The organism is Populibacterium corticicola, assembly GCF_042683685.1.
Classification (GTDB): Bacteria; Actinomycetota; Actinomycetes; order Actinomycetales; family Cellulomonadaceae; genus Timonella; species Timonella corticicola.
Genome location: NZ_JBHUOP010000001.1, coordinates 243,286 through 258,260, shown reverse-complemented (window position 1 = coordinate 258,260; position 14,975 = coordinate 243,286). Strand labels below are relative to the sequence as shown.

Annotated in this window: 13 protein-coding genes; 1 reads left to right on the top strand and 12 read right to left on the bottom strand. The window is 60.3% G+C overall.

Translation table 11 applies throughout. The annotated features are described in order from the left end of the window. The first annotated feature begins 5 nt into the window (after positions 1-5). On the top strand, positions 6-623 hold the full coding sequence (locus tag ACFSYH_RS01120; protein ID WP_377464606.1) for a DedA family protein: 618 nt from the start codon (positions 6-8) through the stop codon (positions 621-623). A 79-nt stretch (positions 624-702) separates the two neighbouring features. Here the strand turns inward: ACFSYH_RS01120 and ACFSYH_RS01115 are convergent, their stop codons facing one another. The 12 genes from ACFSYH_RS01115 to ACFSYH_RS01060 form a co-directional block, all read right to left on the bottom strand. Beyond that, on the bottom strand, positions 703-1,491 hold the full coding sequence (locus ACFSYH_RS01115; RefSeq protein ID WP_377464605.1) for an isoprenyl transferase: 789 nt from the start codon (positions 1,489-1,491) through the stop codon (positions 703-705). Positions 1,492-1,496: 5 nt separating this feature from the next. Then, a complete protein-coding gene (gene recO / locus ACFSYH_RS01110) occupies positions 1,497-2,234 on the bottom strand; it encodes a DNA repair protein RecO (protein WP_377464604.1) in 738 nt (245 codons plus the stop codon). Positions 2,235-2,883: 649 nt separating this feature from the next. Beyond that, positions 2,884-4,653 (bottom strand): 2-isopropylmalate synthase, encoded by a 1,770-nt coding sequence (leuA, locus tag ACFSYH_RS01105; protein WP_377464603.1) that lies wholly within the window; start codon positions 4,651-4,653, stop codon positions 2,884-2,886. A 226-nt stretch (positions 4,654-4,879) separates the two neighbouring features. After that, the gene (locus ACFSYH_RS01100) at positions 4,880-6,973 is read right to left on the bottom strand and encodes a DUF7937 domain-containing protein (protein WP_377464602.1); all 2,094 of its coding nucleotides are present in this window, start codon (positions 6,971-6,973) and stop codon (positions 4,880-4,882) included. Between the two features lie 135 nt (positions 6,974-7,108). Then, positions 7,109-8,047, bottom strand: coding sequence for a GTPase Era (gene era / locus ACFSYH_RS01095; protein ID WP_377464601.1), 939 nt, complete (start codon positions 8,045-8,047; stop codon positions 7,109-7,111). Continuing rightward, the gene (locus ACFSYH_RS01090; RefSeq protein ID WP_377464600.1) at positions 8,047-9,399 is read right to left on the bottom strand and encodes a hemolysin family protein; all 1,353 of its coding nucleotides are present in this window, start codon (positions 9,397-9,399) and stop codon (positions 8,047-8,049) included. The genes era and ACFSYH_RS01090 overlap by 1 nt, the downstream gene beginning before the upstream one ends. Next, positions 9,396-9,854, bottom strand: a complete 459-nt coding sequence (ybeY, locus tag ACFSYH_RS01085) for an rRNA maturation RNase YbeY (RefSeq protein WP_377464599.1) — start codon at positions 9,852-9,854, stop codon at positions 9,396-9,398. The genes ACFSYH_RS01090 and ybeY overlap by 4 nt, the downstream gene beginning before the upstream one ends. Continuing rightward, complete coding sequence (locus ACFSYH_RS01080) at positions 9,851-10,921, bottom strand: PhoH family protein (RefSeq protein ID WP_377464597.1); 1,071 nt, start codon at positions 10,919-10,921, stop codon at positions 9,851-9,853. Before ACFSYH_RS01080 ends, ybeY begins: the two co-directional genes overlap by 4 nt. Positions 10,922-11,260: 339 nt before the next feature. Continuing rightward, positions 11,261-11,620, bottom strand: a complete 360-nt coding sequence (locus ACFSYH_RS01075; RefSeq protein WP_377464596.1) for a histidine triad nucleotide-binding protein — start codon at positions 11,618-11,620, stop codon at positions 11,261-11,263. Positions 11,621-11,711: 91 nt separating this feature from the next. Next, a complete protein-coding gene (locus tag ACFSYH_RS01070; RefSeq protein WP_377464595.1) occupies positions 11,712-12,479 on the bottom strand; it encodes a 16S rRNA (uracil(1498)-N(3))-methyltransferase in 768 nt (255 codons plus the stop codon). Positions 12,480-12,484: 5 nt separating this feature from the next. Further along, on the bottom strand, positions 12,485-13,600 hold the full coding sequence (gene dnaJ / locus ACFSYH_RS01065; RefSeq protein WP_377464594.1) for a molecular chaperone DnaJ: 1,116 nt from the start codon (positions 13,598-13,600) through the stop codon (positions 12,485-12,487). A 64-nt stretch (positions 13,601-13,664) separates the two neighbouring features. Further along, positions 13,665-14,744 (bottom strand): HrcA family transcriptional regulator, encoded by a 1,080-nt coding sequence (locus ACFSYH_RS01060; protein ID WP_377464593.1) that lies wholly within the window; start codon positions 14,742-14,744, stop codon positions 13,665-13,667. Positions 14,745-14,975: the final 231 nt, after the last annotated feature.

Sequence of the window (14,975 nt, the reverse complement as noted above, 5' to 3'; positions counted from 1 at the left end):
CCCCGATGCCCTCAGTTGACGACACCCCGGTCATCCAGCTTTTCCTGTTCTTCTTCACCGTGGTGTTCATCCGCACCCAGGTGTTCTACTGGATCGCCCGGTATGTCAGCTACATGTCGCTCAAGCGGACAGACATCAAAAATCCCCGCATGCGCCGTATCGCAGAGTCCATCCGGCGCACCGGCGAGGGACGTGGATCTCGCACGCTCGAACGCTGGGGGCTTCCCGCGGTGTTCTTCTCGTTTTTCATGACCGGCACAAAGACGATCGTCAATGTTGCCGCTGGCCTCGCCCAGATGCGCTTCTTCGTGTGGCTCTGGCCGATGTTGCTCGGCTGCATCGCACACGCAATCATCTACGCGACAATCGGTTGGGCTGCCTGGACGGCGGCTTTGACTGCTGCAGCAGGTTCGCCTATTGGCGCTACGGCGATTCTCGTGGTTGTCGTTGGGATCGTGTTCTACGTTGTGCGTGTGCGCGGTAGGCGGCGTGTCGCTGCGGCTGAGTCGGCCCCGGTATCAACTGATGGCTCGGCACTCACCGATTCAACGGCGGCTGGAGTTACGGGTGTTCCAACGCCAGCGCCCACGTCCGCGCCCGAACGCTCACGGAACTCCCGCTGAAAGCACCGTTTTCTCCGTATCGCGTAAGTTTTTGTTGGGCGAAACAAAGGAAACCGTACTATCTCCCACGGGCTGGAGGTTATCGGGATACCGGCTTGTCCACCGCGCCACCATAGCGGCGGTCTCGCTGCGCGTAGATCTCGACGGCACGCCATAACCTGCGGCGGTCGAACTCCGGCCATGGCTCATCCATGAACACCATCTCCGCATAGGCGGACTGCCACAGCATGAAGTTGGAGATCCGCTGCTCCCCCGACGAACGTAGGAACAGGTCGACATCCGGTAGGTCTGGCTCATCAAGATATCGGCCGATGGTCTTCTCGTTGATGCGGTTGGGATTGAGCCGTCCTGCCGCCACGTCTCGCGCTATCGCGCTTACGGCATCGGCGATCTCCGCTCGGCCCCCGTAGTTCACGCACATGTTGAGCGTGCACGTGGTGTTGTGTTTGGTCATCTCCTCGGCCGTTTCGAGCTCCTTGATAACCGATCGCCACAGCTTTGGCCTGCGTCCAGACCATCGCACGCGGATGCCCCACTCGTTCATGATGTCACGGCGACGGCGCAGCACGTCCTTGTTGAAGCCCATGAGGAAGCGCACTTCCTCGGGTGACCGTGACCAGTTCTCAGTTGAGAACGCATACACCGATACATGCTGAATACCTATGTCAATGGCTCCCGCCATCACATCGAGCAGCGATGCTTCCCCAGCCCGGTGTCCCTCCGTGCGCGGCAGCCCACGCTGGTTGGCCCAGCGTCCGTTTCCATCCATCACGATAGCAACGTGCTTGGGCACGAACTCACGCGGAATGTTCGGGGCAACTTCGCCGGACGGGTGCGGTGGCGGCGCAACCGGGGTGCGTTGATTCATGAGATCTACTGTCCTACTCGATCAACCATGCGCAGTGAGCGGATGGTGCGTTCTAGGTGAAATTGGCAGAATGCGGCCACAAGGCCGCTTGCTTCACGACGAGTCCTCACGTCAGTGCGCAACGCCGCGTCCCAGTCTCCGCTCAGTAGGGCGGAGAGCAACTGGAACGTCTGCGGCGCAGGCGAGGCCGAACCTGGGGCACGGCAGTCTTGGCAGACCGCACCGCCTTGAGGCAGCGAATACGCCCGGTGCGGCCCCGGTGCACCGCAGCGCGCGCAGTCCTCAAAAGATGGTGCATACCCCGCCACCGCGAATGACCGCAGGAGGTAGGAGTCTAGGATCAGTTCCGGTGGTTTGTTTCCCTCGGCGAGAGTACGTAGCGCGCCCGCAAGTAGCCAGTACTGTTGCGTGCTTGGCTCGTGTTCTGCGACTACCAGCCTGTCCGCGGTCTCAAGGATCGCTCCGCCGACCGTGTACTTGGTGTAGTCCTCACAGATCGCCTTGGCATAGGCGCCAATCGTGTCAACCTGCGTGATCATGTCGAGGTTGCGGCCCTCATTGAGTTGCACGTCGATGTGCATGAAGGGTTCGAGCCTGGCACCAAACTTCGAGGAGGTTCGGCGTACGCCCTTGGCTACGGCACGGACCTTTCCATATTCACGCGTGAGCAGCGTGATGATGCGGTCCGCCTCCCCGAGCTTTTGGGCGCGCATCACGATGGCATCGTCACGGTACAGCGGCATGCATCTATTCTCTCACCTGAGTACCTGCTGCCCACACTCGATCCACTCAAGCCTCACAAAACCTCACCACTCGTCACCCGCCAGTCAGGCCAAACGTCCAGATACAACACGTCTGATCTCATACCCATGGTGGATGCCTTCTCGTAGTTGCTCACCATAGAGTATTCACGCCCACAAGCCTTCACTGGAAAATACTCCATATTTCAAGCCGAGGGAAAAGTCACTGCCACCCACGTGAACCAGTAGTCAGGACATATCTGGCTAGCGAGATAGTGTGCGTTTGACTCAATGTGTAGAAAATTACTTCTCTGTGAGGGGCAACTACCCTCACAGAGAAGTAATTTCTACACGTTCAGAGCAGCCAGGGCATGATGAGTGCGCTCAAAGCACGTCTGGAGGTGCGCAGCAATGGGCGGGCATATCGTCTCGCTTCCTTCGCCCGCGACCACGTCAAAAACTGTCGTGGCGAGCCATCATGCCTAACTACGACAGTTTTAGGTGGGTCGCGAAACCTGACAGATGGGCGAAGGGTACAAGGCAGGTGCATAGCAAAAAGGGGCGTGGAACCACACATGTGTGGTTCCACGCCCCTTTCTCGTTCTGGCAGGCGCCCACCAGCGCTCAAGACGGTGGACCTAGAGCTCAGACGTCAGTTCTGAACCTCTGGCTGGTGGCTACGGCCCTCACGGTTGATCGCGGACACGATCGCCTTGAGCGAGGCGGTCGTGATGGATGGGTCGATACCCACACCGTAGAGAATCTCATCTCCGACCTTGCACTCAACATAGGCCGCCGCCTGGGCATCGCCGCCCTCAGACAGTGCGTGTTCGGTGTAGTCCAAGACCTTAACGTCCACGCCATGTCCTGCAAGAACTGCAATGAAAGCGGCGATAGGACCGTTTCCAGTGCCCCGAAGGGTAAACTCCTCGCCGTTATCGGTGAGGTCCACCTCGAGCGTGTCGGACTCACCATGATGTGAGCTGACGCGGGTGCCCTGCAGCACGAACCGACCCCAGTTGCTCAGTTCCTCGCTCGCGGGATCAGCAGGCAGGTATTCATCCACGAAGATGTTCCAGATGTCGTTTCCGCTGACTTCTCGACCCTCAGTGTCTGTCACGTTCTGGACCACGCGGGAGAACTCGATCTGCAGGCGGCGTGGCAGGTCCAGGGAATGCTCAGTCTTGAGCAGGTAGGCGATGCCGCCCTTACCAGACTGGGAGTTCACGCGGATAACCGCCTCATACGAGCGGCCAACGTCCTTCGGGTCAATCGGCAGGTACGGAACCGCCCAGACAAGGTCGTCCACGGTCTTGCCCGCAGCGTCGGCCTTGGTCTGCATCGATTCAAGGCCCTTCTTGATTGCGTCCTGGTGTGATCCGGAGAATGCGGTGAACACGAGGTCCCCGGCGTATGGGTGCCGCTCGTGGACCGGGATCTGGTTGCAGTACTCGGCTGTGCGACGAATGTTGTCGATGTCAGAGAAGTCGATCTCAGGATCGATTCCCTGCGAGAACAGGTTCATTCCCAAGGTCACGAGGTCTACGTTTCCGGTGCGCTCGCCGTTCCCGAACAGGCACCCCTCGATACGGTCAGCACCGGCCTGGTAGCCGAGTTCCGCAGCCGCAACCGCAGTACCCCGGTCGTTGTGCGGGTGCAGTGAGAGCACCACGTTCTCACGGAAGGCCAGGTGACGGTTCATCCACTCAATCGAGTCGGCATACACGTTTGGCGTTGCCATCTCGACCGTTGCGGGCAGGTTGATGATGACCTTGCGGTCAGGGGTTGGCTCCAGTACCTCGAGGACGGCGTTGCAGATTTCAACCGCGAACTCGAGTTCGGTTCCCGTGTAGGACTCCGGTGAGTACTCGTAGTACACATCGGTGTCTGGGATGGTGTGCTCGAACTTGCGGCACAGTTTCGCACCTTCAAGTGCGATGTCGATGATGCCCGCCTTGTCCTTGCGGAACACCACCTCGCGCTGAACAATCGAGGTGGAGTTGTACAGGTGCACGATGGCTTGCTTGGCACCCTGGAGCGACTCGAAGGTACGGGCGATGAGGTGCTCACGCGACTGGGTCAGAACCTGGATGACAACGTCGTCTGGAATGTGCCCATCCTCGATGAGGAGACGCACAAAGTCGAAGTCGGTCTGCGAGGCGGAGGGGAATCCAACCTCGATTTCTTTGTAGCCCATCTGCACCAGCAACTTGAACATACGCAGTTTGCGCTCAGGGTCCATTGGTTCGATGAGTGCCTGGTTTCCGTCGCGCAGGTCTACTGCGCACCAGCGAGGTGCTTTGGTAATGGCCTTGTCCGGCCAGGTGCGGTCTGGCAGATCAACCTTGATCTGCTGCTGAAACGGGACGTACTTGTGTACGGGCATTCCAGATGGTTTTTGTGCGGATGTCAAAGCGTTCATTGTTCGCTTTCCTTCGTGGGTGCTCTGGGCTTGTGGAGGGGATGAAACCCCTGTTAGCCGGCACAACGACCACCGCGACGAGTGACCGGCTTACTAAGCCTCGTCGCGGCACAGAAGGAGTAGGAAAGCCCGCTTAATGCCATGCACGTCTTCTACTGTACATCTTTCGGCACGCAAACGGGCGCCCATTCCAAAGAACGGGCGCCCGTAGGTAGGTGTCGTGCTGTCAGTGGCCGCGTTGCGCGAGTGCGGCGTCCACGGCCGGATCACCGAGTTGACCGAGCCACTCAATCAACGCAGGGTAGGTGGACGGGTTCTTGGCCAACGCAGGGCGTAACTCTGGTGCGAGTTCCGCGATCTTCGCCAAGACAATTGCCGGTGTTGCCGGGTCCAGAGCCTCAGCCTCGCTATAGCCGTGGGCTGAGACGGTGGATCCAGTCGTAGCTTCCTCGAGTCCCAATACCTCGCTTCGAGAGATGGTCTCCGTCGGAGCGCTTTCCGAGTTGCGACTGTTGGCCACACGCGAAGCAGTCACCGTTGCGTCGTCGGGGACCTCTCCAATAACCTGCGTTGCCTCGCTGTGCGGGCTCGCGGACTGAACCGAATCGATATTCTCGCCGCCCATCTGGTGGATGCTCGTGCGGGTCACGCCGACCGGCGCTGGTTCTGCGGCCCCAGGTGCGACTGGCTCGGAGAGAGCAGGGGCACCGCCTGTCGTTGGAGAGAACGCGGAGTCACCGGACACAGGGGACGAAACCGAGGCCTCGCGCTGCTCCGAGGAACGCGTCGCTGGTACGTCTGGCGAAGCGCCGCTCACTGGCGCGACAGCAGCTACAGCGCCTGTGGTTCCACCAGCGGGAGCAAAGGATTCACTGCGGCGTCCAGCCGGTGCTGACGAGACCCGTGTTGGTGTTGCCGGGGAACCGTTGGCAGGAGCCGCAAGCACCTCAGCTCGGGGCACCACGCTTGCCGCCGTCCACTCGTAGGCGTCGCGTCGTGGTTCCGGGCGGGTCTTGGAGGCTTCGGCAAAGAAATCACGCGATGACTTGTTGCCGATGAGAGCGTAGGCACCGATCGCTGGGATGGCGAGGAGCAGGAGTAGTTGACCGATACCCAAGCCTGTAAACGGTGACAACGCATTCAGAACCAGTGCGAGGATGGCCGAGAGCACCAGCGCAACGGTGATGGGAGCACGTGATGTGCCAGGGTTGCGGTTGAACGAACGCAACGCGATGAGCGCGACAACCACGATGACCACACCGGTGAGCGCCGCCGCGATGTTGTCGGCAAGGAATCCGTCACCATACGCGCGTAGTTCATCACTGGGCACGAGCACTGCATAACCTGCATGCACAAGTGCGAACAGGGCGCCGAGAAGCGCCATCGTGCGTAGCACGATTGCCGCGAGGTCGAGACGCTGTTCGAGGTCGCTGCTGCGGCGTGCCACCCGTGCAAAGGCCGGTGCGGAGACCACGGCTGCAAAAGCCGGGAACAGGAAGAGCCCAAGTCCCACGGTCAGTGCCACAGGATGCGTTGCCAGCGGCCCATAGAACTGTGCGGTTTCAAACTTCGGGACAACGCTGGCCGGGTCCTTCGCGGTGAGGTAGAGGAACGCCGTGATCGCTATCGCATATCCGGTGGCAAGCGAAATCCAGGCACGCGTGTGCTTGAAGACTGCCGCGAGTGCAGGTACCGCGACAGCAGCTCCACCTGCAAGAACGAGGATGAAGGTCAAAACGAGTGCGGTCGCTTTACCGTCCGTCTGCGTTGCGATGAATATGGCGGACCCGATGTACCCAATAGCGATGAGAGCAGCAAGGATCAGCGCGAAGAAGCGTGCGGTTGAGGCTGGGCTACGGTCACGATCAATCGGGCCGAGTTCACTCGCGCGCGCCTGCGCGCTCAGCGCCACGCCGGCCCCAGCGAGAGCGAAGGACGCACCAATCCCGAGAGGGGCGTCGTCGGTGAACAGGTGTGCGCCAACCGCGTACCACAGGTAAAGCAAGACAAACGGGACAGCGAGCAGGAGTCGTATAGCTCTGGTCCGCGCGACGGTCCAGGTGGCGGGAAGCAAGCCGAATCGGGCAGCATACGGGAATACGAGTGCGATCGCGGAGATCGCGATCGCGCCGATGAACAGCGCGTCCTTTTGCGGGGCGTCGGCTGCTAGATAGCTTGTGGGGAGCACCAGTGAGGTGGCAAAGAGCAGGAGTGCGAGTACGTCGCGAACGTAGTCGCCCTCTGGTACCGAAGCGAACCGCTCCTTCAGACTCGTGCGTGGGGTGTCGATCGCGCCTGTTGGCGCTGACAGGTTGGTCATAGGGCTTTCCTCCGTTTGTGCTTTGGCTCGTGCCCCACACGCGCTTCACGCGCTTGCACGACACATGCTTTGGCAAGTGTTCCGTCCTGCCATTGCGCATGCGTGGCAGGACGGATAGCCGCAAATCCAGGCAGACTAGAATCCGAGGCGTTGCAACTGCTTCGGGTCTCGCTGCCAGTCCTTGGCGACCTTTACTCGAAGATCAAGATACACGCGAGCACCGAGTAATGCCTCGATTCCCGCACGGGCTTGACTCCCCACATGCCGTAGACGTGAGCCGCCCTTGCCGATGACGATCGCCTTCTGAGAGTCGCGTTCCACGTATAAGGACACGTGTACGTCCACCATGGGCATACCGTCTTTTTTCTTGTCGCGCTCGTTAATTTCATCCACTACGACGGCGAGTGAGTGCGGCAGTTCGTCGCGCACGCCTTCGAGTGCGGCCTCGCGGATGAGTTCAGCGATCATCACGGATTCCGGTTCATCGGTGAGTTCGCCGTCGAGATAGAATTCACCGCCCTCAGGCAGGTGCGAGACGAGGACATCGGAGAGGGTGTCAACCTGGTAGCCGTCCTGCGCTGAGACCGGCACGATGTCCGCGAAGTCTCCGAGTTGGTTCACGTCCAGCAGGTGCTCGGTCATGCGTTCGCGATCCACGAGGTCCGCTTTTGTCACAACCGCGATGATTGGTGTGCGGTGTTTCTTCTCGTTGATTTTGGCGAGTTCGCCCGCTATGTAACGGTCTCCGGGCCCGATCTTCTGGTCTGCTGGGAGGCAGAACGCGATCACATCCACCTCGGAGAGGGTCGATTTCACGAGGTCGTTGAGTCGCTCACCGAGCAGCGTGCGTGGACGGTGCAGTCCCGGTGTGTCCACGAGGATCAATTGGGCGTCGGGGCGGTGCACGATACCGCGGATGGTGTGCCGGGTGGTCTGCGGCTTGTTGGAGGTAACGGCGACCTTCTGCCCTACAAGCGCGTTGGTCAGGGTCGATTTTCCTGCGTTGGGTCTGCCCACAAAGCACGCGAACCCCGAGCGGTGTTCGACATCCAGTGGCTGGTTTTTCTGCGCCATTACGCATCCTTTTCTGCGCGGCCCGAGCCGCGCTGGTCTGACGGGTACTGCCCCGCTGGTTGGGTGACGAGTTCTCCGGACTGACCCGGCTCGTCGGAAATGTGTGTTCTTTGCTTTTCGACGAGCACCGAGATGAGTTGTTTTCGGCGGCCCGCAAACTGGTCGGCCGAGATTCGTAGGTGCTCGACCTCCGCGGACGCCCCCGCCAGCGGAACCTTGCCGAGCGCCTTCGCGAGAAGACCCGCAACCGTGTCAACGTCCGGGTCATCGAGTTCGATGTCGAAGAGCTCACCAAGGCCATCGAGTGAGAGCCGAGCAGGGACGCGGTACACGCCATCGCCCAAGTCCTCAATGCTTGGTGCCTCTGTGTCGTGCTCGTCCACCATCTCCCCCACGATCTCCTCGAGGATGTCCTCGATCGTGATCAGACCCGCAACGCCACCGTATTCGTCTACAGCCATGGCGATGTGCTGATGGGTTGCCTGCATCTCGCGTAGAAGATCATCAGCAGGCTTGGTCTCAGGGTAGAACCGGATGGGTCGCATGACATCTGCAACGGTCTTGGAGTCCGGGTCCGAGGAGTTGAGCAGAACGCGCGCCGCATCCTTGAAGAACAGCACACCCACCACCTCATCGGTAGACTCGCCCACGACCGGGACACGGGAGAAGCCAGAACGTACAAACAGGTTCTGTGCTTTGGCGAGCGGCGTCGCGGCCTCAATCGTGATCATGTCAATGCGCGGGACCATGACCTCGGAAACCCGAGTGTCGTGCAGTTCGATCACAGAGCGGAGCATGTCGCGCTCCTCCTGCTCGATGATCGATGAGTCCTCAACCCGCTCGACGAACTGCCTCAGTTGATGCTCGGTCTCCACCTCGGTTGGAATACGGGCTGCACGGGTCAGCGGACCAATCCATCTGAGCGTTCGATACACGACCAACAACAGCAAGGACAGCGCGGACAACACGCCTGCGGGATTGTGGCGGCCAAGCGTGCGCGGAGATATCCGCACCAGCAAAAGAGCCACCACCACGCTTGAGAGCACCGAGAGGAGAACCACCAGCCACCACTCGTCGAAAAACGCGGCATAGGTGACCGTGATACACGCAGTCGCGAACATCTCCGCAACCATGCGGGCAAACGAGGAAATCGCGGCAACCTGTGCCCGATTCTCCGCGAGCAGAGCCAGTCGTCTAGATCGCTCCGGTTTCTTGGCGCTGGCTTCCGCGAGCGCTGCACGCGATACCCCGACCACGGCGACCTCACCCGCAGACAGCAGCGCTGCGAGCGCGATACCGAGTATCGCGCAGACGATGAGTGCGCCGACCGGGGCATCGCTGAAGAGGTTCATGAGTGTTTCGAGGCCAAGAAGGTGAGCAGCAGGTGGCGCTGGAGTGTGAACATTTCCTTTTCCTCCTCGGGTTCCTGGTGGTCATACCCAAGTAGGTGCAGGATGCCGTGGGTCGTGAGCAGCAGCAGTTCCTCAATGGTTGAGTGGCCTGCAGCCTGAGCCTGGGTCACGGCAACCGCTGGGCACAGCAGAATGTCGCCGAGCATACCCTGTTCGGTTGGGTCCTCGGGACTGCCGGGAACCAGTTCGTCCATCGGGAACGACATGACGTCGGTTGGTCCCTCGATATCCATGAACCGCACGTGATAGTCACTCATGGTGTCGGTGTCGACCAACTTGATGGACAGTTCGCACAGGGGGTGGATGTGCATTGCCTCGAAGACGAACTTGGCGAGGTCGGCAAACTCAGCCTCATTGACCTCGTAGTCCGACTCGTTGATGACCTCAATGCTCAATTTCCTGTGCCTTTCTCCTGTGCGCCGTGACGGGCCACGCTGCGTGTACTGGTGCGAGGCTGATGTCCCGCGAGTGAGGAAACATCCCAGCGCTCGTAGGCACTGACGATGTGGGATACGAGTGAGTGTCGGACAACGTCCCCTGCACCGAGGTGGCAGAACTCGATATCCTCAACCCCGGAAAGGATGTCCTCGATGATACGTAGCCCGGATACGGTTCCACCCGGAAGGTCGATCTGAGTGATGTCACCGGTCACAACCATCTTGGAGTTGTTGCCCAGACGGGTCAGGAACATCTTCATCTGTTCCTTTGTCGTGTTCTGGGCCTCGTCGAGGATCACGAACGCGTTGTTCAGGGTGCGACCGCGCATGTACGCCAATGGGGCGACCTCGATGGTGCCCGATTCCATGAGGCGGGCGATAGCCTCGGGATCGATCATGTCCCGCAGTGCATCGTAGAGCGGGCGGAGGTATGGGTCGATCTTGTCAGTCAAGGAGCCAGGCAGGAACCCGAGCCGTTCTCCTGCCTCAACCGCTGGCCGGGTCAGCACGATGCGGTTGACCTTCTTGGTCTGGAGCGCCTGAACCGCCATGGCCATGGCAAGGTAGGTTTTACCGGTACCTGCTGGACCGATGCCAAAGGTGATCGTGTTGGTCTCGATTGCGTCGACATAACGTTTTTGACCCACGGTCTTCGGGCGGATCGAGCGTCCCTTGTTCGTGAGGATGTTGAACGACAGGATGTCTGCGGGCCGGGTCGGCACGGCATCGGTAAGCATCGCAATCGATCGAGACACCACGTCAGGGGTCAGGGGCGTACCATCCGAGACAACCTCGATCAGTTCCTCAAGGAGTTGCACGGCCAGCGTCAGGTCAACCTGCGGACCGGAAATGGTGATGGCGCTGCCCCGGACGTGGAAGTCCAAGGATGGGAAGCCCTGTTCGATTGCGCGGAGTACTGAATCCGCGGGGCCCAGGAGCAGCGAGATGGAGATGTCCTGTGGAACCACGATCCGGTGCTCGGCAGATAGTTGAGCGGAATCGTGGTGTACGTCGTGTACAGCCATATGTTTGACGGGGCTCCTAGGCGTGAGGTGTATGGCACTGGCAGTTTCAAGTTTACGTCCGTGGCCACCGCTATGCGGACTCAATTATCAGATCCGTTAGAAGCATCACCAAACTCCCTCGGCTGCTGCACCTAGGCCCACAGCACGCATACCTCACTTCATAGCCTCGATGGGGCATTTTTCGTCCGGGTGCCCTAACTTTTCATACGCACCCGGACCGAAATAGTCCCATCGGTTTTCTCCAACCGCAGCTTCTGTGCAGCACGAGTTGGATCTAGCCCACTTGCAACAAGTTGTGTGGGATACCAGAGAATACCCGCTGCAGGGAGGCGATGCGGATCAGGCGGGGTTCCAGCCAAGCTTCGTGCCGCCCAGAACGTGACCGTGCACATGGAAGACACTCTGGCCAGCGTTTGGGCCGGAGTTGAAGATGAACCGGAACTGACCATCCGCGTGCTCCGACGCAACCTCATCCGCGAGAGAAACCATCTCCGCGAGGAGTTCAGGATCCGCGCCCGCAACTTGGGCAACGTCGCCGTAGTGTCGCTTGGGCACGATGAGAGCATGCAGTGGCGCCTGCGGGTTAATGTCGCGGAATGCGATCACACGGTCAGTTTCCGCGATAGTCTGCGACGTCAACTCACCGGCGATGATCTTGCAGAAGATACAGTCTGCTGTGGGGTTGTGAGAGTTAGCCATGTGCCCACGATAGACCGTCAAACGCCCGACCCGCTCGCCGAAACACCGTACCTACTCAACACGGATCACGGTCAACAGCACCCAGCGTGGGCTACCAGCGCCCCGTCGAATGCGACAGGACCGAGAGCGCCACCGGACCGGCAGTGGATGTACGCAACACGTGTGGGCCTAGTCGTCCGAGCACGGCACCTGCCTGCGTGAACGATTCGACCTCACGCTCCGTCATGCCGCCCTCAGGACCCACGATCAACAGAACACGCACCGGAGTACCGTTCCCGGCGGGTAGTTCAACTGCTCCAATCCCCGTCGATGCTTCTTCATGGAGCACAACCGCTGCTCCGCCATCCTGAACAGTCTGCTCGATGAGTCGGGTCAATGCCCTCGAATCCACCGGCTGCTCGACAAACGGCAGTCGAGCCCTGCGCGCCTGCTTGGTTGCCGCACGGATCGTTGCACGCCAGCGGGCGTGTGACTTTGCCGCACGTGGACCACGCCACACAACAATCGAACGATCAGCCTGCCACGGTACGACACCGTCGACGCCGACCTCGGTGCTTGCCTCAATCGCGAGTTCGTCACGGTCTCCCTTGGCAAGCGCCTGCACGAGCACAAACTCATGCTCGCTGGTGGGTTCAGCGTTCACCGCGTCTACTCGAAGTTCAAGGTGCCCCTGGCTCACCAGTTCGATCGTGGTGCACAGGCGCATGCCCTTACCATCCACGATGTCGATCTGCTCGCCAACCTGACGGCGCTGCACCACTCCAGCGTGACGGCCCTCCTCACCGTCGAGGGCGAAGACCGAGCCGGGCGTGTACGCGGAGAGGTCCTCCCCCTCAGCAAGAAATACCGGTGCGCTCATTTCAGTTAGCGTCCGCTCAACTTCTCTTTAAGGCGTGAGAACACACCGTTGCTATTCGCCGCAACGCGGCCTGCGGGACGCTCCTCACCACGCAGCGAGGCGAGTCTTTGCAGCAACTCAATCTGTTCGTCGTCAAGCCCACTCGGAATGGTCACGTCAATGGTGATGTCCAACGAACCGCGGCCACTGCCATGCAGGTGACCAATGCCCAGATCGCGCAGAGTGATAATCTGACCAGGCTGCGTGCCCGGTGCAAGGTCGACCTCGCGCACGCCATCGAGAGTTTCAATCTCCAAGACCGTGCCGAGCGCAGCAGCCGTCATCGGCACCTCAACCGTGCATGCAATGTCGTCACCGTGCCGGGTGAAGATGGGGTGCTTGCGCTCCCGAATCTCAAAGTACAGGTCCCCGGCCGGGCCACCCGCCGGACCAACCTCACCCTGACCGGACATCTTGATCCGAACACCGGTTTCGACACCAGCGGGAACATCGATCTTGATGGTACGGCGTGAACGCACGCGACCCGAACCGGAGCACTCCGAGCATGGGCTCGGGATGATCGTGCCGTAGCCCTCACAGACGCCACACGGAGCGGTTGTCATCACCTGTCCGAGGAACGAGCGAGCCACGCGCTGTACTGTTCCTGAACCATGGCACGCCCCACAGGTGGCCACGTTGGTCCCAGGCGCGCAGCATGACCCCTTACAGGTGCCGCACAGGACAGCCGTGTCAACCTCGATGTCCTTTGTGACGCCGAATGCCGCCTCAGACAGATCGATGTCGATCCGCATGAGCGAATCCTGGCCACGGCGAGCACGCGGGATCGGGCCACGTTGCTGCTGACCGCCGCCAAAGAACGTCTCGAAGATGTCCTGGAAGCCAAAGCCGCCACCCATGCCGCCACCACCTGGAGCGTTCGGGTCAGCACCCATATCAAACTGTTGACGCTTGTCAGGGTTGGACAACACATCGTAGGCGCGCTGAACGTCCTTGAACTCCTCCTCGGCATCCGGCCCAGCTACGTCTGGGTGGAGTTTGCGAGCGAGTTTACGGTAGGCCTTCTTGATCTCCTCAGGAGACGCGTTACGGTCAACACCGAGGGTGGCATAGTAGTCGTTCACGAAAATCTCTCTGTGTGTTCTTTGGTGACAGGTTCTGTCACGGATCAACGTCTGGGGCGCGCGATTAGTTACTCAAAATGCGTGTGAGATAACGAGCAACCGCACGCACCGACGCGATTGTTCCTGAATAATCCATTCCCGTTGGCCCCAATGACCCAATGGCGCCAAGCGGTTGATCCCCCGAACCATAGGCCGCGCGCACGACCGAGGTTTCGTAGAGACCAGAGTTCTGGGTTTCGTGCCCGATCCGCACCGAGACGCCAGCGGAGTCATCAGCCATTTCGGACAGTAGCTTCAGCAGAATGACCTGCTCCTCAAGCGCTTCAAGCACCGGGCGCAGGTTGGACACTCCGTGGCGGGCTAGGTTGGCGGTTCCTGCAAGTACGATACGGTCATCGTTTTCCTCTGCAAGAATCGCAGCGATAGCATCAGCAATCCGACGCAGTAGCATCCGGTCCGCTTCCTGCACGGAAAAGATAAGGGTTTCAAGCTGAGCAAGGAGTTCGCTGTAGGGACGTCCCGTCACCGCCTCGTTGAGCGACAGCTTGATCCGGGACAGGGCCTCCTCGTGTTCGCGGGCAACGTGGTCCTGCGGGAGACCATCGCTCTCACTCACGCGCAGAGCGCCGGCAGCCAGCTCGCTTGGCTTGATCTCCACGTTGCGTTGCTCCACGCGCCCCGTATCGGTGATCACCACGAGCAGCAGCCGGGTCGAGTGCAGCGGAACCAGTTCCAGATGGCGCACCGTGGACTTACGCAGTGACGGATACTGCACGATCGCCACCTGTCCGGTGATCTGTGCGAGCAGGCGACCAGCTCGATGCACAACGTCGTCGAGGTCCACGGCGGAGTCGAGGAACAACTTGATTGCGTTGCGCTCAGCACCTGAGAGCGGCTTGACCTCGGAGAGTTGGTCCACGAAAGCACGGTAGCCAAGGTCAGTTGGCACGCGTCCAGCAGACGTGTGCGGCTGAGCGATCAGCCCTGCCTCCTCGAGAAGAGCCATGTCGTTACGGATGGTCGCCGAGGACACGCCAAGCCCATGACGCTGTGCAATCGCCTTCGAACCGATTGGTTCTCGGGTTTGCACGAATTCCTCGACGATTGCGCGAAGAACCTCCAGTCGGCGCTGTTCCGCTAACATGTTGTCCCTCCCGTCTGCTCTAGCACTCCATCTTAGCGAGTGCCAATTTAGGTTTACCAGTAGCCAGGCGTGATTCGCGCTACCTCTCTCGCACAGCGAACGTCTCACGTATGAGGGGCCCCGCACGCATTCCTCACGAGGTTTCACGTCGGTGGGGCGAAATTGGCCCGGATGCGTGTACTTTGCGCGTGCACACGGGCCAATTTCGCCCCACCGACGCGGAGTTCATCG